This is a genomic window from Pontibacter silvestris, assembly GCF_020907275.1.
GTDB classification, from domain to species: domain Bacteria; phylum Bacteroidota; class Bacteroidia; order Cytophagales; family Hymenobacteraceae; genus Pontibacter; species Pontibacter silvestris.
This window is the reverse complement of record NZ_JAJJWI010000003.1, coordinates 168324-186848: the sequence shown is the minus strand read 5'-3', so window position 1 is coordinate 186848 and position 18525 is coordinate 168324. Positions and strand designations below refer to the sequence as shown.

The following is an 18525-nucleotide window of genomic DNA, read 5'->3' as shown; positions in this document are numbered from 1 at the left end:
TGTGAAACAGAGTCTTCTAATGATAGCTTCTCTACGGTACATTCTTTTACTCTTGGTTACACTTGCTTGTGCAGGCGTTTCAAATGCTCAGGAAAGCTATAATGCTTTACCCTGGAGAATGAGCACAGCCTACAATGCTTACCTGTTGCGTGATGTACATCAGCAGTATGCTGAGCGGCAGAAGAAATTTCAGGCGGCTTTGCTATCTAAAAAAGCGTTGACAGCTTATCGGGAAAGCTGTAAGTACCGTTACCGTCAGCTATTAGGGGACTTACCTGAAAAAACAGACTTGCATGCCCGTGTAGTAGGGGTTTCGCAACAGAAAGGATATAGAGTAGAGAAAGTTGTTTATGAGAGTGTACCGCATCGGTACGTGACAGCTAATTTTTATATCCCCGATGGCAAAGGGTCTTTTCCGACTACCTTGGTACTCGCAGGTCATGGAATAGCCGGAAAACTGTCAGACCAGAAAACAGCCACAGCTTTTGTATTGAATGGTATTGCTGCTTTAGCCGTTGATCCTGTGGCACAGGGGGAGCGTTTACAATTAACTGATGATGCGGGAAAGCCACTGACGCGCGGTGCCACCACAGCGCATACCTTATTAAATGCAGGAGCAAACCTGGTTGGTACCAGTGTCGCTGCTTATGAGTATTGGGACAATGTGCGGGCACTTGATTACCTGGAAACGCGCGCCGAAGTAGATAAAGATAAACTTGCCTGTATCGGTAGTTCAGGAGGCGGCACGCAAACTACATACCTTATTGGGCTCGATGATCGGATAAAAGTGGCTTCGGTATGCAGTTATGTTTCACAGCGAGAGCGAACGCTGGAGCTAAGTGGTGCTTCTGACGGTTGCCAGCATATTCCCTATGAGGGAAGGGAGCAGCTGGAAATAAGTGACTTCTTGCTCATGTTCGCACCCAAGCCATTGCTCATTATGTCAGGGTATTATGATATGGTGGATTATTGGGGAGCCAGTCATGTGTATGCTGAACTTAAGCAAGCTTATGGTACCTTAAGCCAAAGTTCAAAAGTTAGTATGTTTTCACTGGAAGGTGGCCACGGCATGCCCAGGCAAAAGCGGGAAGCAGCAGTAACCTGGTTCAGAACCTGGCTTTGCAGCGATAAGACACCTGTAAAGGAACAAGATGTTGCTTCTCTTTATGATGAAGACATTCTTTGTACCACCACTGGGCAGGTTGCTACAACTTTTCCCTATAAAGTGACTATTCAACAGCATAACTATACTTTATCAAAGCAATATGCTTCTTCTCGGGAAGCTTTTATGAAAAAAGATAGCAGTGTAATCAGCAGAAAAGTTTTAGAGTTGTTAGGTATTTCCTTGCCAGCTAACCAAATAGAAATAGAACAAACAGGTGCTTCTTCCGCACGAAATTACAAACTGCTAAAATACCAGATCATCCGTCACGGGCAGATGCCAGTTCCTTGCCTGGTGCTGTCTCCTGAAACTGCTAAGCCTGACAGTAAGCTTGTCCTTTACCTGAACGAGAGTGGGAAAAGCGAAATAATGGCTAACGAAAAAGTGCTTGAGAGCTATCTAAACCAAGATGATATTCTGGTGCTGAGTGACCTGAGAGGATTCGGAGAAACTACTGACCCACTGGAGTTAAACGACCCTAAGTACTGGAACAAGGAATACCGCAATGCCATGATTAGTCTACACACAGGTAAAACACTTATGGGGCAAAGGGTGGTGGATATTATGTCGCTTCTGGATTTTATCAGGTCTGAGCCGGAACTGAAAAAACATACAGTTAAAGTTGTGGCAAATGGTGCTTATGGCCCGGCTGTGATACATGCTGCTTATCTAGACCGCAGAATTGCAGAAGCAGAAATTTCTCGATCCGTTAAATCATTTGAGGAGATGGTCCAGAACCCTATGCAAAAAGATGCCTTTTCAAATGTTTTATATGGAGTACTTAAGTATTATGACCTGAAAGACCTTGTCGTTAAAGCAGGAAATAAAAGAATCAGGTTTACTGACTAGGTTAATTACTTAGCTCTTAAATTTAGTTGGCTGAAGGATATAAAAAATAATTTATTAATAACTAACATTTGTTTGTATTAAAGGGCATTATTATTTAACTTAATCCTGATCTTGAGCAGGTTAACGGAAGTTGATTAGAGAAACTGTTTGCTTGAATATGCAATCGTTTGCGCTCCATGTGCCAGGACTAACATAAACGTTTAATAGTTCGCTCCAGAAGAGATAGTTTAAACTCAGAAATAAATCAATTGTCAATAAATAACACAAAAAACGGTTATGGGAAATAGTCGACGAAACTTTATCAGGCAATCAGCCATGGCAGCAGCTGGTACATACTTAGGCGCTATGGGGCTGAGTGCAAAGAGCTACGGTAGAATATTGGGGGCAAATGACAGAGTACAGGTGGCGATAGTAGGTTTTTCGAATCGGTTTAAGAACTCCTTGTTTCCTGCTTTCATGAACCACTCTAAAGACCTCAATTTTGAGTTTGTAGGAGTTTCGGATATATGGAACCGGCGCCGTGATGAGGCAGAAGCCTATCTGAAAGAGAAAAGTGGGGCAAAGATCAAAAAATACCGCAATAACGATGAACTGTACGCACAAAAAGGTATTGATGCTGTTATTATCAGTACAGCTGATTTTCAGCATGCTTTAATGGGAGTGGAAGCTGTGCGCAATGGTAAGGATGCTTACATTGAAAAGCCAATGGCAGAAACGATGGAAGATGCACGGGCTATATTGCAGGCCGTAGAGCAAACAGGTAAAATAGTACAGATTGGCTCCCAACGTCGTAGTGCGCCAAATTATATTGCTGCTAATGAATACATTCGCTCCGGCAAGTTTGGTGACATAAAGATGGTAGAAATGACCTGGAATGTAAACCAGCCTGGTCGTTGGCGTTTGCCTAAGCTGGTGAGCGAGATTCGCCAGGAAGATACAGACTGGGATCGCTTCCTGATGAACCGGCCTAAAGTAGCCTGGGACCCGCGCAAGTATTTAGAATATCGTTTGTTCTGGCCGTACTCGTCTGGTATACCAGGGCAGTGGTTGTCGCACCAGATCGATACAGTGCATTGGTTTACAGGGCTGGAGCACCCACGCAGTGTAGTAGCCAACGGCGGCATTTATATGTGGAACGATGGCCGTGAAAATGCAGATACTATGACAGCTGTGTTTGATTACGGTCCAAATGATGATTTCTCAAAAGGGTTCCAGGTAAGCTATTCTTCCCGTTTCAGTAACAGTGCCGGAGGTGTAAAAGAGCTGTACTACTCCAATGGTGGTATGCTGAACCTGGATACAAACAAGATAACTTCCGAAGGCGGCTTAGACGAAAGAATGGCTGGCCAAATGGGTATGAAACAGAATTTGCTGGATGAGTATACGCTGCCGAACCAGGCAAAAGTATCTACAGATGCAAATACCGGAGGAGACCCGATGACTTCTTTGCACATGCGCAACTGGATGGAGTGTGTGCGTAGTCGTCAGACACCAAATGCTTCTGTACATGCCGGTTACAATCATTCCGTAGCCAACATTATGACTCGCATAGCCATGGAAACGGGAAAGCGCATCACTTTCGATGATACCAAACAGGACGTTATTGCCAGTTAGTAGCAGTTTTTCAGACAAGACTTTAATCAGCAGCCTTTTGTTTAAAGAGACTGCTGATTTCTAACACCTTTTTACTCTATCAACATGACAAAAAAATCTATAACAGTTTTTGCTTCGCTTTTGCTGGTGGTAGCATTTACAATGGCCTATACTTCTAAAGTATCTGGGCCAGGTAAAGCAAAGCGATTTATGTTAACAGAAAATAAACAGGGTAAGCATGTGGACGTAACCATTGATGGAAAGCCTTTCACCTCTTACATTTACCCCGATGATGTAAAAAAGCCGGTGCTGTACCCTATTCTTACAGCTAAAGGCAACCCCATAACGCGTGGGTGGCCTATAAATCCAAGACCAGGAGAAAGGGTGGACCATCCGCACCACGTAGGCATGTGGTTTAACTACGGCGACGTAAACGGGCACGACTTCTGGAATAATTCTAACGATGTAGGCAACCACCCGGGGCCATTCGGTACTATCCGTCACCTTAGCGTTGATAAAATGACAAACGGCGACCAGATGGCAGAGTTGGAGGTTAGTTCAGAATGGCAAAAGCCTGACGGTACGGCTATGGTGCGGGAGAAAACCAGCTATGTGTTTAGCGGAGAAGGCGATAACCGTATTATTGACCGCACAACTACACTTACGGCACTAAAAGAAGACGTCTTATTTAAAGATAACAAAGAAGGTGTTATTGCTATTCGCCTGGCACGTGAACTGGAGCATCCATCCAACAAGCCGGAAGTGTTTACAGATGCCAGTGGTAAAGCTACAGCTGTGCCTGAAATGAACAACAAAGGAGTTACCGGGCATTACACAAGCAGCGAAGGCATTGAAGGTGATAATGTGTGGGGAACGCGTGGCAAATGGGTAAATCTAACCGGCAAGCTAGGAGAGGAACCTGTGTCAGTCATTATTATGGACAACCCGCAGAACATTGGCTATCCTACTTACTGGCATGCGCGCGGCTACGGTTTATTTGCCGCTAACCCCTTAGGTCAAAAAGCTATGAGCGATGGAAAAGAAGAACTTAATTTCAAGCTTCCGGCAGGTAAATCAGTAACTTTTAAGCATCGTGTGGTAGTGCATTCTGGTAGTAATTTAACTACTGACGAGGTAAACACAGAATTTCAGAAGTTTGCCCAAAAGCAATAAAAGGCAGCACTGGTCATAAATTTTGTTTGTGAAAGCTAATAAGACCTAAAGCCTGAATTAAAGTCGTTTTAGTTCAGACTTTAGGTCAACCTACCTGGCTCATGTCTCTTTTTCTTATCAAGAAGAAAAGGAGACACTGTGGTTTTATAGCCCTTGTTTATAAGAAGCTGCAGTTCTGAAGCCGGTTTTACCTAAAATGAAATGAAAAGCGTTCGGATAATCCCTTTACTTTTTCTAACCATCTGTGTATCTCTAACACAGTCATGTCAGTCAGATCGGCAACATATTGGGCAAAACCTTCAGGAGCAACCTTTAGGCACTGATTCATTGGCAATCAGAAAAGCCTATGTTGCATCCCCGGTCTTGTCGCCTGAAGAGTCTTTAGAAAGGATGCAGGTGGAAGAGGGCTTCGAAGTGCAGTTAGTGGCAGCAGAACCTTTCGTAAACTCTCCTGTAGCAATGGTCTTTGATAACAATGGACGTATGTGGGTGTCGGAAATGCAGGGATACATGCCCGATACCTTAGGTACAGATGAGGATAAACCTACAGGTAAAATAGTTATTCTGGAAGATAAAGACAAGGATGGTACCATAGATGACCGTAAAGTATTTCTGGACTCTTTAGTACTGCCTCGCGCTTTATGTTTTGTGGAAAACGGAATAATGGTAGCGGAGCCTCCTAATCTTTGGTTTTACGAAATTGAAGATGACCGTCCTGGCAGACGAACCCTGGTAGATAGTGCCTATTCTGAAGGAGGCAATGTTGAACACGAGGCCAACGGCTTGGTGCGTGCCTTAGATAACTGGATTTATAATGCTAAATCTAGCAAGAGATACCGAAAGGATGGAGACAAATGGCTTACAGAGAAAACGCATTTCCGGGGGCAATGGGGTGTTGCACAGGATGATTACGGCAGACTGTACTACAACAACAATTCCCAGAACTTATTAGGCGATTATTTTTCCCCAGGCATGGGGGCAGGAAATAGTAACCAGCGTAAGGTAGCCGGCTTTAATGAGAACATTGTGCCAGATAACAGAGTTTATCCTGCCAGACCTACACCAGGGGTAAACAGAGGATACCTGGAAGGAATTCTGGATGAGCAGCTACGGCTGGTAAACTTTACAGCAGCCTGTGCGCCGGTATTGTACAGGGGAGAACTGTTTGGCAAAGACTATTACTTAAATGCATTTGTAGCGGAGCCTGCAGCCAATCTTATAAAGCGAAATATTCTGGAAGAAAAAGGCTATAAGGTACAGGGCAAGCAGGCATATAAGGATAGGGAGTTTCTGACGAGTGTGGACGAACGCTTCAGGCCAGTAAGTTTATACAATGGCCCTGATGGTGCTTTGTATGTGATAGATATGTATCGCGGCATTATTCAGCACGAGTTCTTTTTAACAGAATATCTGGCTAACGAAATAAAAAGCAGAAAGCTGAGTCAGCCAATTTCCTGTGGGAGGATTTACAGGATTATTCCTAAGGAAAAAGCCGTGAGTTCTATCACGATGATAAATAATCCTTTACTGCTGATAAAGCTACTCAAGCACCCCAATGGATGGGTACGGGACAAGGCACAGCAACTGCTTGTTGATAATAAGTACACACAAGTAGCCACATTCCTGCGCCAGAACTTAAAGTTAAAGGACAAACCTTTAGCAGTTATACATTCTGTGTGGACACTGGAGGGACTGGGCGAGCTACAAACAACTGATGTAGTGCCACTGTTGCAACATAAAGACTGGCACATAAGAACACAAGCTTTAAGTGTGTTGCCTTCTGTAATGAGTAAGGAAAATTACAGCGTGTATGTGCCAGTGCTGAAGCAATTGCTAGTGCAAAATGATACCTTGGCAGCTCCTTATGTGGCTTTCCTGGTGCAGACTGTTCGTACCTTTGATGGAGTTGCAGCTAACAGTTTACTAAATAAACTTATGCAGCAGTATTCCGCCAACGAGTTTGTAGCCGATGCCGCAATTAGCAGTCTACATAATAAGGAGGAGAGCTTTCTGAAAGATGCTCTTACGTTTAATGCAGATTCAAGCCTTGCAATAAATACACAGCTCCGAAAAGTGCTGTATGATGTAAAGGATAGAGAGAAAAGTCAAAAGTCAAAAAGTGCAGAACAGGAGTTTCCTAAAGGGTATGTTCTGTTTAAAAATACCTGCCAGGGCTGCCACGGTGCTGATGGTAATGGAGTAAAGTCCTTAGCGCCTCCTCTAAATAAATCTAACTGGGTGGTGGGCGATAAAGAGAAACTGATACCAATTGTGCTGTATGGTTTGACCGGGCCTATAAAGGTAAGTGGCAAATTGTATCAAGCTCCGGAAATTAATGGCGATATGCCAGGTATTGGTGCTAACAAAAAGTTATCGGATGAAGAGGTTGCCCAGTTAATAAGCTTTATCAGAAACTCCTGGAGCAATAAGGCTGAGAAAGTGACAGCAGAAGATGTGGTTCAGGCGCGAAACAAGTTTGAAAACCGACAAGCAGCCTTCACCATGGAACAGTTAAATAAATTGTAGTCATTAAATTGCTTTAGAAGTTCTGTCGACCAGCCAACAGAGCTTCTAAAGTTCATTGTCTATCGGGAGGAGAACTGAACAGAGCTATCGTTAATCTCAAACTTATTCCCTTTTAAAAAGTTGATCATTTCAGCACCTGCTAAGAGCACAGGTCCATAGCTGTGAGCTGCATAAACGTTTACTGGGCGATAGTAGTAAAAAGCAGGGTCAAAGCCCATGCCTGTGCCTACGCAAGTACCTTCTACCTGACCTTTGTCGTTAACTTTTGTTGCAACAGCATTCCACGCTAAAAGAGCCATCGGGCCATATGCTTTCTTATCTATCCAGCCCCGGTTAATGGCACGGGTGATGGCATAGGTATAGATAGCAGTGGCCGAAGTTTCCAGATAGGTGTCGTTACGGTCTATGAGTTGGTGCCAAAAGCCTTCGCCTGCCTGGTAAGAAGCCAGTCCTTTTACATGTGCCTGTAACTGCGCCAGTACTTTTTCATACCCCGGATGGTCGTTTGGCAGTACATCTAGCAATTCTACCATTGTCATTACAGCCCAGCCGTTGGCACGAGCCCAGTGGAACTGCGGGTGTGGTTCCATGTCCTGTACCCAGCCGTGCATGTAAAGTCTTTTTTCTTTATTGAACATACGCTCCGAAAATTGAACCACTTGCTTTACAGCATCATCATAATAACGCCGTTCACCAGTCAGTTTTCCCATTTGGGCCAAGGCCGGTACGCTCATAAAAAGATCATCTAGCCAGAGTGTGTTGGGTAGCGGGCGGTTTCGGGCCAGCGTACCGTCAGATAACCTTAACTGCTTATTACTAATGTAGTCAATGTAATTATCAATGAGTGGCCTTGTGTCTGCTTTTATGCCGGCACGCTGTGCTTTAATCATGGCTGCACACATAGCTCCAGCATCATCAAGAGCACCCGGTTCCAGTGCAGAATGAATAGGATTGCTACCTTTTGTATTGGCTTTCATCTGTGCTCTGTAATAAGGCGCAAGGTCAGCTATAAATTTTAAACGGCTGGCAGTATAGTCTGAAAAGCATTTGTCTCCGGTGGCCTCACTGGCAAGTAACATGCCTGCGTAAGTAACTCCCCACTCATAACTGATCAGCCTGTAATCTCCTTGTTTAAAGATGGCATCGCTCCCCGGTTTTTTAATGTCCTTTATCTCCTGGCCCGTCTGCTGGTGTACTAAACCTGGGGGCGTTGTTGCCTCCAGGTAAGCATGCACCCGGTTTAGGACTCTTGTAATTTCCTCTACAGTTGTTTTGCCGTAGGGCGTTGGATATTCTGGCTGCAGCAAGTGTAAAGGAGTAGTGGAGTCTGTTGCTTTAGCAGTCGTAGTCTGGGCTACTACTGGTAAAAAGCTTCCAGCAGCCAAGGCTAAGGTTAAAAAAGATACTTTAGCTCTTAATCTAAACGGAGTGTTGTTGCTGTATGTGGAGAAATCCTGTGTTACTTTCATAAAAGTACCTGATTTTAAAGTTTTTAACCTTTGATAGCTTTGTCTGGTAAGTTAAGAGTTGGATGTTCTCTTCAAAAATAACTACTTGAATACGTCCGCTAATTGCGTAAGCAAATTAAGAAGCCTCACTGATTTCCATTTCCCGTAAACTTTCAGTTAAGATTAGCTATTTCGGCTTACCTCATCTACATTATTTGTATAGTAAACAACTATTTATCAAAATAAATAGAGTGTGCATGAAAGCTATCCTGTACTGTCCGGTAATGAAACGTTACTATATTTTAGAACAATTAAACAAGTCAAATAGTAGCATATCGAACAAGCACCTCATCTGCAAGATACGAGCAGCATATATATAACTTATGTCGTTCATATTTTGGCCCAGAATGTAGATATATTACTGTCTCACCTGCACATTGACCTTAGCAGAAATTTGTTTCGCAAGCGATTTAACATAGCTTCTAAAGTAAGCTGCATCTTTAAAGCCCTCATCGCTTTGTTCCCATCCACCTACAGCGTAGTAACTGATCGGCTTATTTCCCTCTACTTTTAGTTTAGCGAAAGATGCCTGCGCCAGTTTACCAGATGCAGGAGCCTCTGTGTAGCCGAGGTAAGAGCTTTTAGGAATAATAAGTGCCAAGCCCAGTATCCACTCCTTATTATAGGTTTCACGGTCATGTGTCAGCAGAATCATCCATTCATCATCAACGGGAATTTCTTCTAGTGTAGAAGTAGTATCCAAGTTATTCATGCCAATCAGTAGTGTCTCATCGCCTTGTAAGCCTGAAGTTACTTTTACAGTGTTCTGATAGGCGTACATACCCGGCCAGATAGTAGGTTGTTCTTCCAGTGTATAGCTGCGGCTGGTGCCTTCAGGTTGCCAATTGTTGTACACAATGCGGGTCTTAGAACGAACGGGTCCTTCTGTTACAATATTAAAGGCTGTATTCCCTACATTGTTTATAGAATCGTTTGCTGTTACACCCAGTCGTGGGAAACTGTCACCAATCATCAGGGCTACACCGCCAATGCCTACAGAGTTGCCCACAGCCATTATATCACGGCCCCATTCGTGCATTACATGGTAATTGTCTTCCACGGCACCAGCTGCATTTATGCCTACATCTTCCGGCGACATATAAGAAACTTTCTTCCCAAACAAATCTTTTGCATTTCGTCCGTCTAAATAGTGGCGGAATGCTACTTTGTCATTTTCCCATGTGGGGCCGTCGGTTTGGTAAGGCTGGTAGCCAATGCTTTTGGGCAGTTGGTTTGCATGAATGGTGTCATTGGTTTTGGGTTGCACCGGTTTGTCCTTGGCACTGCGCTTTCCGAAGCGGATGTTGGTGCGCTGCGTATACTGTGGCTGAGTACCTACCCATGTAAGGTTTAGCACTTGCTCTCCATTGGCAGGTAAGTCGATTACAAAAAAAAGCTCATCCCATTGCTGGTCGCCATCTAAGTCATCTAACTGAGAGGCAATAGTATCACCTTTCTGTGTCAGGAGCACCGGGTACAATCCTTGTGCTGCTGTATCGGCAAAATTATCTCGCTTAATAGCAATAGCCTTGTCTGTTAAACTAGTGGAAGCGGTGTTTTTTAAAACTATTTCCTGCCCATTATTACTTTTTGTTGACTGGCAGGAGAAAAGGGTTGTGCATGCCAGCAGGTAAACAGGGATACCTTTATTTATCATAAAGAGAATGTATGTTAAGGATTATCTATTTTATATAAGAATGTTTTGTTCACGACCTCCAAATTTATAAGACACAAGATGTCATGCATCCTGCTGTGTCTGCTTATAAGGAAGGTGCTTAATTTAGAAATTACGGCTTGTTGATGAGATTTTATTAGCGAATATCAGGATAGGGCAGGATAGGAAGCTTAATCAAACAGTCTATTTTTATGAGTAAATGAGAAGGTGTTGGCTGGCTGAGCTATAATATAGGCCTGTTAACTCATAAGATATTCTGCAACTTAACAAGTACGTAATATAACATGATGAAAAAAACATTCACTCTGTGGAAGGCCGCCCTTTTAGGTATATTGACAATGGCTAATGCTGCCTGTGCTACTTCAAAAAAAACTGCCAGTTTACCTGAAAAGAGTAAGATTTTAAAAACACTCACCCTTGCAAACGATTATTTTATGCAGAAGTGGCCTGACCCGGGAAAGGAAATTACAACGAATAAAACCCGCCCAAGTAATATCTGGACCCGCGCCGTTTATTACGAAGGCTTGATGGCCTTATACGAGGCAGACCCTCAGCAGCGGTATTACGATTATGCCGTGGAATGGGGTGAAAAGCATAACTGGGGCCTGCGAGATGGTGTGCAGACCAGAAATGCCGACAATCAGGCTGCAGGTCAGACCTACATCGACTTATACAACATCGATCCAAAACCAGAAAGAATAGAAGCTATAAAAGCTTCTATAGATAACATGGTGAACAGTACGAAGGTTGATGACTGGGATTGGATAGATGCTTTGCAAATGGCCATGCCTGTGTATGCGAAGCTGGGCCTGTTGTATAACGACAACACCTATTATGAGAAGATGTACGATCTTTATAATGCTGCCAAAACACAAATCGGGGGTGGCTTATATAATGCTGAAGATGGTTTATGGTGGAGAGACAAAGATTTTGTGCCACCATATAAAGCCCCCAACGGAGAGGATACGTACTGGTCCAGGGGCAACGGCTGGGTAGTGGCTGCACTGGTAAGAGTGATGAATATAATGCCTGAAGATGCACCGCACCGCGAGGAATATGAAAAAACATTTTTAGAAATGATGGAGGCTCTGGTACCACTGCAAAGAGAAGATGGCTTCTGGAACGTAAGCTTACACGACCCAAATCACTATGGAGGCAAGGAGACAACAGGAACTGCGCTGTTCGTTTATGGTATGGCCTGGGGAGTTAATAATGGTTTGTTGGATGCCGATGTGTATAATCCGGTTATTGCCAAAGCCTGGAATGCAATGTCTAAGGATGCTGTACACCCGAGCGGCTTTCTGGGGTACGTACAGGGTACCGGTAAAGAGCCGAAAGATGGGCAGCCAGTTTCCTACACCAGCAAGCCAGACTTTGAAGACTATGGCCTTGGCTGCTTCTTGCTTGCCGGAACAGAGGTAATGAAGATGAAATAATATTTTAAGGTTTATGAAATAAAAACAACAGAGCTAATTTACTACAATTGGCTCTGTTGTTTTTTTTAGTTCCCTCTCATAAGATCAAGACATGCTAAATCTGAAAAGAACTACCTCCTTTCAAAGGGCACTAAAGCACCAGGGGCTAACGCTTACCTTTGTGCTATTCGCTTTGATAAGCAACTTAATAAGTACAGAGTCAGCACAGGCACAAGGTGTTCCTGACAAGGCTTTACCCGCTATTGATTTTTCTCATGCAGGTTATGGCGGTGGAGGGATAGCTATACCCAATGTTCCCGCTGTTATTTCTGTTAATCCAACAGGAGGGGATGATACTCATTTACTACAAGCTGCCATTGACTATGTGGGCGGTTTACCTGTACAAGAGGATGGCTTTCGTGGAGCCGTACAGTTAAAAGAAGGGCAGTTTCATGTTGCTGGCCAGCTACGAGTAAATAAGAGTGGTATTGTACTGCGAGGAAGTTCTAATAAGGAAACAACCATACAGGCAACAGGCAAAAGCAGGCATGCTCTGCTAAGTATAGGGCAGGCAGAGAAGCCAGTTGTTAGTGAGCCAGTACAGGTAACAGATCAGGTGGTGAAAGCAGGAAGTGAAACGCTTACTTTAAAGACAGTTAGTGGGCTAAGCAAAGGAGATAAAGTTGTAATTACCCGCCCCAGCACAAAAGAGTGGATTACTGCGCTTGGTATGGATACGCTAAAAGGTGTGTTTCCGGACCTGCGCTTTCACTGGCCAGCCGGTTCAAGAGATTTAGTGTGGGATCGTGAAATCGTAGCCGTAAACCCTGCCCAAAAACAAATAACATTAGATGCGCCTGTTACCACAGCCCTGGAAGCCCGCTATGGTGGCGGAACAGTAGCAAAAGTTACTTCCAATGAGCCTGACAGCCATATCGGGGTAGAGAACCTCATTATTGAAAGCACGTTTGATCCGGCTAATCCTAAAGATGAGGAGCATGCCTGGTTTGGTGTTGTACTGGATAATGTGGAAGATGCCTGGGTGCGTGGTGTAACTGCCCGGCACTTTGTTTCTTCTGCGGTGCAGGCAGGACCTCGGGCACGGCAGGTAACCGTGGAGAACTGCCGCAGCGAAAAGCCTGTTTCTGAAATAGGCGGCTACAGGCGGCAGAGCTTTTTAATAGAAGGGCAGCAGGTGTTAGTGCAGCATTGTACTGCAGATGAGGGAGTAAACGACTTTGCTATCGGTTTTACTGCCAGCGGGCCTAATGTGTTCCTAACCTGTACTGCAACAAATGCGCAAGGGGCAAGCGGTTCGTATGAAAGCTGGTCTTCGGGTACGCTTTATGAAAACGTAAAAATAGAAGGGGCAGCACTACGACTTACTTATGATGTAGACCGGGCACAGGCAGGAGGGTGGACAGCGGCAAATGCCATAATCTGGAATTGCAAGGCAGAAGAAATAGTTGCCACAGGCCCCGAAGGTGCGCCTGTGGTAGTTGTTTCAGCACCAGAATCTCTTTATGAAAAACAGCTTATAGCAAAGCTAGGGAAACAGGCTCTGGCAGCTATGGAACCAGTTACGGTATATCCTCAGACATTAGCGTCTAACGTAAAAGAGTTTAAGGCTCAGGATATTCCTGCTGGTGTTGCCGCATCAGAAAGTAAAAAAGAAGTACAGCCACTTAATATAGTAAATGGCCGTTTTGTGATAGGAGGGAAAGCAGTATGGGGTGGCGCTGTGAACGATGCCTGGTGGTTAGGGCAAACTTCTCCCAACAATGCGCTTAATGCGGGCAGGAGCGTTTCCCGGTTTGTACCTGGCAGAGTAGGGCCAGGGCTTACAGAAGATCTTCAGGAATTGGCAGCGCAGGTAACAAACCAGAGAACGCCTTTTTACCAGAGTGGTCCAGCCATTTGGTACGACCGTCGCCGGGATGATCACTCCATCATCAGGCGGTCAGGCGGAAATGTGTGGGCAGCTTTTTATGAGTTGCCATGGGCACGGAGTGGGCAGGGCAGTGCCTGGGATGGCCTTAGTCGCTATGATCTGACAAAGTATAACCCCTGGTATTTTAGCCGCATGAAAGACTTTGCCAGCTTAAGCGACCAGAACGGAATAGTACTATACCACCACCTGTACAACAATCATAATTTACTGGAAACGGCTGCACATTGGATTGACTTCCCCTGGAGACCGGCTAATAATATCAACGAAACAGGTTTAATAGAACCTTCTTTAGAATCCAGAGATCGCATACATGTAGCCAATCAGTTTTACGATGCTACAAACCCTAAGCTGCGCGAACTGCACCGGAATTACATTTTTCATGTGCTGGACCAACTGGCATCGTTCGAGAACATCATTTTCGGATTGAGCTTTCAGTATTCCGGCCCTTTTAAGTTTCAGAAATTTTTTATACAAACAGTAGCGGAGTGGGAAAAGAAGAAGAATAGACAGGTAAGGCTGGTGCTGGATACGAGCAAAAATGTAACAGATGCTGTACTGGCAGACCCGGAGTTGGCAAAGCAGGTGGCGGTAGTAGATATGCGTTACTGGCACTACCTGCCCGATGGCTCTCTTTGGGCACCCGAAGGAGGGCAAAACCTGGCCTTTAGAGAAATGCACCCGAAGGAGTTTGGCGACCCGACAACGCCTGAACAGGTATACAGACAGGTGCGAGAGTACAAAAATTTATATCCTGATAAAGCTATTGTGGCCTGGCATAGTGGAGTAGGGCCTGTGCCTGCGTTAATGGCTGGTGGAGCGCAGGTACTAATGCAAAACCCTACTGCAGGACATGGGCAAGGCCGATCAGTTGATCGTACGCCACTTGATTTGTTTGTACAGGAACATTTAGCGAATTCTTTAATGTACATGCTGCCTAAAGATGGCGTGCTGGTAAACGGGCAACAAAATTGGGTTTTAGCTGATGATGCTTTTAAGACTGTGCTGCTGTATTCTTTATCAGGCCCGGAAATAAAATTTGCTCAAAAATTGAAGCAGAAAAATTTTAACGGCACCTGGTTTAACCCTGAAACCGGAGAAAGCCGTTCTGCTACCTTGCCGGCATTATTCAAAAAAGGCACTGTTATTCAGAAACCGGACAATACAAACTGGCTTTTGCTATTAAGGTCCGGTTCAGAGAAGGAGCTATCTAGTAAGAGGTAAAGGCCTTGCTTACTTCCTATTGTCTTCCCCATGCAGCATACTTAGATAACTTTCGTAGCGGGTGAGGGAGATGTTATTATGGCGTACTGCCTCTACCACAGCGCAGCCTGGTTCATTAAAGTGGGTGCAGTTGTTAAACCGGCATTGGTTCAGGCGTTCGCGCATCTCTGGGAAGAAGTGGCTAAGTTCATTTTTAGGGATATCTACAATGCCTAATTCCTTAATACCTGGCGTGTCTATGATAAAGGTTTGTTCATCTACCTCAAACATTTCAGCAAAAGTGGTGGTGTGTACACCTTTATCAGAAAAGTCAGAAATTTCAGAAGTCTTCAGGTCCAGGTCAGGTACCAATAGGTTTATTAGAGATGATTTACCTACACCGGAGTGGCCGGAGAAGAGGGTGGTTTTTCCTTGAATCAACTGTTTGATGGCATCGATACCTTCTCCATTTTTAGCGGACACTGCCAGGCTGCTATAGCCAATGGCCTCATACATGTGGCTGATCTGGCGCTGGTACTCCTGCATTTCCTCGTCGTACATGTCTGTTTTGTTGTATACAAGTACAGTAGGAATGTCGTAAGCCTCAGCGGTAACTAAAAATCTGTCGATAAAGCCAAAAGAGGTACGGGGCGACACCAGCGTTACAATAAGCAGTGCCTGGTCTAGGTTAGCAGCAATAATATGTGAAAAAGCGGTTTTGTGGGTAGACTGCCGGATAATATAGTTCTCGCGGTCTTCGATCTTATGGATAACAGCCGTGTCTTCGCCGGTTTCTTCTACATCAAATTCCACACGGTCGCCCACAGCAAGAGGGTTGCTTACCTTCATGCCTTTCAGCTTAAATTTACCCCGCAGACGGGCACGGTGCAGCTTTCCATCTTTATCACGCACCAAATACCACGACCCTGTCGATTTTACTACAACTCCTTTCATGCCTTATTTTTTAAGAGGTGCTTTATATCCGCTATAATCTGTTCTGTAGCGCCTGCCTGCTTTTTTACGTATTGTTTTTCGGTATCGGTTATAGTTTGCCTTGCTCCGAGTATAAGATGTACCTTTTCAAATGCTGTTATCAACTCTGTAGCATCCTGCACCGGAAAGGCACAATTAAGCTGTACCAGGTCCTTTGCTTCCTGAAATTTATCATAAGCAGGGCCAAAAAAAAGTGGTAACCCAAAGACTGCTGCTTCTAAGGTATTATGTAAACCTTTACCAAATGCTCCTCCCACATAGGCATAAGTACCATAGCTGTACAAAGAGGAAAGCATGCCAATGTTGTCAATCACAAGCACATTGTAAGCTGACAACTCTGCTTCACCTGCCTGAGAAAAACGTATAGCTCCACTACCTAAGGTTTGTAATAAGGTGCTTATGCCGCTCTCATGTACCTCGTGCGGGGCAATGATAAACTTTATGCTCTCTCTGTACTTTTGGATGAGAGGAAACAGCACTTCTATATCAGCAGGCCAACTGCTACCCACCATAAACACTTCCTGTTGCTGCACAAAGGCTTCTACTACGGGTATGGGTTTAACACCTGCGGCAGTTTGCAAAACCCTGTCGAAACGTGTATCTCCAGCTACACTTACTTTGGCTATACCAACACTTTGCAACAGTTCTGCAGAAGCTTGATTTTGAGTATAGATGTGGGTAAAGTTGCGAAGAATAGCACGGTTAAAGCCTCCGTAAGGCTTAAAGAAAATCTGCTCTGGCCGGAAAATAGCGGATATAGAAAGTACAGGCATGTTTCTGTTATGTAGCTCCTGCAGGTAATAATGCCAGAACTCATACTTTACAAACACTGCCAGTTTGGGGTGGACCACATCCAGGAACATACGGGCATTGGAGGCACTATCCAGCGGGAGATAAAAAATATATTCTGCGCCAGCATAGTTTTTTCGTACCTCATAACCAGAGGGGGAGAAAAAGGTGAGCAGTACTTTATATGTTGGAAACTCCTTTTTAAAGGCTTCTATGACCGGCCTTCCTTGCTCAAACTCGCCTAAAGAAGCACAATGAAACCAGACCACTGGCGACTGATTATCTTTAAATGCCTTTTGCAGGTGCGAAAACTGCTGTACACGCCCTGTACGCATCAGCTTTGCCTTCTGGTTAAAAGGAGATGCCAGTGCAAGAGCTGCTTGGTAAGCTTTCAGTCCTATATCGTAAAATAGCTTTGGCAAAAATAAAGTGCTCTATGGTTCAAGTTGCAAATATAGCGCATTGAATTTTGTAATGAAGGTTTCCTTTTAGAAGGCTTTCATTTTGAGTTAGTAAAGGTAGTTATGCGCTTGTAAAAATAAGCTAATCTGCTATATTTGGTAGAATGGAAATTTGAGACACTATAATAAAGCCGCCTTAATTGAAGTAAAATGATCAGGGTATATGCAAGTAAAGATAAAGAAGAACTCTTAGACCTGCTGAGGCTCAACACTCCCCATTATTTTGATGAAGCTGAAGAAGCGGACTTTGTTGTGTATCTTAATAACCATGTGGAAGACTACTTTGTAGTGGAAGATAATGGTAGAATAGTTGGGGCAGGCGGAATAAATTACTTTGCTGACAGCATAGCCCGAATATCCTGGGATATAGTTCATCCTGATTTCCAAGGGAAAGGAATCGGGAGTAAGTTAACTCGCTACAGGGTTGACCGAATTAAAGCGAATACAGATACAGAGGTAATTGTTGTCAGAACAACGCAACTTGTTTATAAATTCTATCAAAAGTTAGGCTTTGAGTTAGTAAAAGTTGAGAGAGACTTTTGGGCAAAAGGTTTTGATTTGTATCAGATGGAGCTGAAGCTAAAATAGGAGTTGCTAACAGTAATGCCTTAGAATACTGCCACAGTAGTAGAGACTGATGAACTATTGAAAAAACTGAGCAAAAATGACAATTGCAATAATTCACCTTTGAACATCAATCTAAAACTATGATAAAGTTAATTAGAACAGACTCCCGTAATAAAGACTTTGTTAGCCTGGTAGCCCTGCTTGATGCAGACCTTAGCGAAAGAGATGGCGACGATCATGCTTTTTATGCACAATTTAACAAAATAGATGCTATCAATACAGCTGTTGTGGCTTATCTGGAAGGCCAGTTGGTAGGTTGTGGCGCTATCAAAAAGTATACAGCGGAAACAGGAGAGGTAAAAAGGATGTTTGTGAAGCCTGCCTTTCGTGGTCGGGGAGTAGCCAAAGCTGTGTTAAAGGAGCTGGAAACATGGGCAAGCGAGTTAGGTTATTCTAGCCTTATTCTGGAAACAGGCAAAGCTCAGCCTGAAGCTATTAGCCTTTATACCAAATGTGGTTACGAAACTATACCAAACTACGGGCAATATGAGAATGTAGAGAATAGTGTGTGCATGCAAAAAGCTGTTGCCACTGCTCAGCAGCCAGCTGTATAAAAGAAAAAATCAGCTGGAGAGCTTCAACATAAAAGCAAAAGCCCCTGCC

General features: G+C 44.1%; 12 protein-coding genes. 8 read left to right on the top strand and 4 right to left on the bottom strand.

Features of this window, described 5'->3' with window-relative positions; translation table 11 throughout:
* The first annotated feature begins 19 nt into the window (after positions 1 to 19).
* The 4 genes from LN995_RS03970 (at position 20) to LN995_RS03955 (ending at position 7303) form a co-directional block, all read left to right on the top strand.
* On the top strand, positions 20 to 2011 hold the full coding sequence (locus LN995_RS03970; RefSeq protein ID WP_229958591.1) for an alpha/beta hydrolase family protein: 1992 nt from the start codon (positions 20 to 22) through the stop codon (positions 2009 to 2011).
* 276 nt (positions 2012 to 2287) lie between these two features.
* Positions 2288 to 3625 carry a Gfo/Idh/MocA family protein gene (locus LN995_RS03965; RefSeq protein WP_229958589.1) on the top strand — a complete coding sequence of 446 codons (1338 nt, stop codon included), beginning with the start codon at positions 2288 to 2290 and terminating at the stop codon, positions 3623 to 3625.
* 141 nt (positions 3626 to 3766) lie between these two features.
* Positions 3767 to 4777, top strand: coding sequence for a DUF6807 domain-containing protein (locus tag LN995_RS03960; protein WP_229958787.1), 1011 nt, complete (start codon positions 3767 to 3769; stop codon positions 4775 to 4777).
* Between the two features lie 327 nt (positions 4778 to 5104).
* A complete protein-coding gene (locus LN995_RS03955) occupies positions 5105 to 7303 on the top strand; it encodes a DUF7133 domain-containing protein (protein WP_229958587.1) in 2199 nt (732 codons plus the stop codon).
* A gap of 59 nt (positions 7304 to 7362) precedes the next feature.
* Here LN995_RS03955 and LN995_RS03950 read toward each other — a convergent pair whose 3' ends face one another.
* Positions 7363 to 8772 carry a glycoside hydrolase family 88/105 protein gene (locus LN995_RS03950; protein ID WP_229958585.1) on the bottom strand — a complete coding sequence of 470 codons (1410 nt, stop codon included), beginning with the start codon at positions 8770 to 8772 and terminating at the stop codon, positions 7363 to 7365.
* 397 nt (positions 8773 to 9169) lie between these two features.
* Positions 9170 to 10468 carry a DUF4861 domain-containing protein gene (locus LN995_RS03945; protein ID WP_229958583.1) on the bottom strand — a complete coding sequence of 433 codons (1299 nt, stop codon included), beginning with the start codon at positions 10466 to 10468 and terminating at the stop codon, positions 9170 to 9172.
* A gap of 302 nt (positions 10469 to 10770) precedes the next feature.
* Here LN995_RS03945 and LN995_RS03940 point away from each other — a divergent pair, with 302 nt between their 5' ends.
* Both LN995_RS03940 and LN995_RS03935 read left to right on the top strand, forming a co-directional pair.
* Entirely contained in the window at positions 10771 to 11922 is a 1152-nt protein-coding gene (locus LN995_RS03940; protein ID WP_377470039.1) for a glycoside hydrolase family 88/105 protein, read from the top strand.
* A gap of 91 nt (positions 11923 to 12013) precedes the next feature.
* The gene (locus LN995_RS03935; RefSeq protein WP_229958581.1) at positions 12014 to 15073 is read left to right on the top strand and encodes a DUF6298 domain-containing protein; all 3060 of its coding nucleotides are present in this window, start codon (positions 12014 to 12016) and stop codon (positions 15071 to 15073) included.
* 9 nt (positions 15074 to 15082) lie between these two features.
* Here the strand turns inward: LN995_RS03935 and rsgA are convergent, their stop codons facing one another.
* A complete protein-coding gene (gene rsgA, locus LN995_RS03930; RefSeq protein ID WP_229958579.1) occupies positions 15083 to 16006 on the bottom strand; it encodes a ribosome small subunit-dependent GTPase A in 924 nt (307 codons plus the stop codon).
* Complete coding sequence (locus LN995_RS03925) at positions 16003 to 17256, bottom strand: 3-deoxy-D-manno-octulosonic acid transferase (RefSeq protein ID WP_229958577.1); 1254 nt, start codon at positions 17254 to 17256, stop codon at positions 16003 to 16005. Before LN995_RS03925 ends, rsgA begins: the two co-directional genes overlap by 4 nt.
* 189 nt (positions 17257 to 17445) lie before the next feature.
* Between LN995_RS03925 and LN995_RS03920 the strand changes: the two genes are divergently transcribed.
* Entirely contained in the window at positions 17446 to 17883 is a 438-nt protein-coding gene (locus tag LN995_RS03920) for a GNAT family N-acetyltransferase (RefSeq protein ID WP_229958575.1), read from the top strand.
* Between the two features lie 119 nt (positions 17884 to 18002).
* Positions 18003 to 18476, top strand: coding sequence for a GNAT family N-acetyltransferase (locus LN995_RS03915; protein ID WP_229958574.1), 474 nt, complete (start codon positions 18003 to 18005; stop codon positions 18474 to 18476).
* Positions 18477 to 18525: the final 49 nt, after the last annotated feature.

Coding starts and splice junctions, on each gene's coding strand:
- LN995_RS03970 (WP_229958591.1), top strand. CDS start 20: ATGATAGCTTCTCTACGGTACATTCTTTTACTCTTGGTTACACTTGCT.
- LN995_RS03965 (WP_229958589.1), top strand. CDS start 2,288: ATGGGAAATAGTCGACGAAACTTTATCAGGCAATCAGCCATGGCAGCA.
- LN995_RS03960 (WP_229958787.1), top strand. CDS start 3,767: ATGGCCTATACTTCTAAAGTATCTGGGCCAGGTAAAGCAAAGCGATTT.
- LN995_RS03950 (WP_229958585.1), bottom strand. CDS start 8,772: ATGAAAGTAACACAGGATTTCTCCACATACAGCAACAACACTCCGTTT.
- LN995_RS03945 (WP_229958583.1), bottom strand. CDS start 10,468: ATGATAAATAAAGGTATCCCTGTTTACCTGCTGGCATGCACAACCCTT.
- LN995_RS03940 (WP_377470039.1), top strand. CDS start 10,771: ATGATGAAAAAAACATTCACTCTGTGGAAGGCCGCCCTTTTAGGTATA.
- LN995_RS03935 (WP_229958581.1), top strand. CDS start 12,014: ATGCTAAATCTGAAAAGAACTACCTCCTTTCAAAGGGCACTAAAGCAC.
- rsgA (WP_229958579.1), bottom strand. CDS start 16,006: ATGAAAGGAGTTGTAGTAAAATCGACAGGGTCGTGGTATTTGGTGCGT.
- LN995_RS03920 (WP_229958575.1), top strand. CDS start 17,446: ATGATCAGGGTATATGCAAGTAAAGATAAAGAAGAACTCTTAGACCTG.
- LN995_RS03915 (WP_229958574.1), top strand. CDS start 18,003: ATGATAAAGTTAATTAGAACAGACTCCCGTAATAAAGACTTTGTTAGC.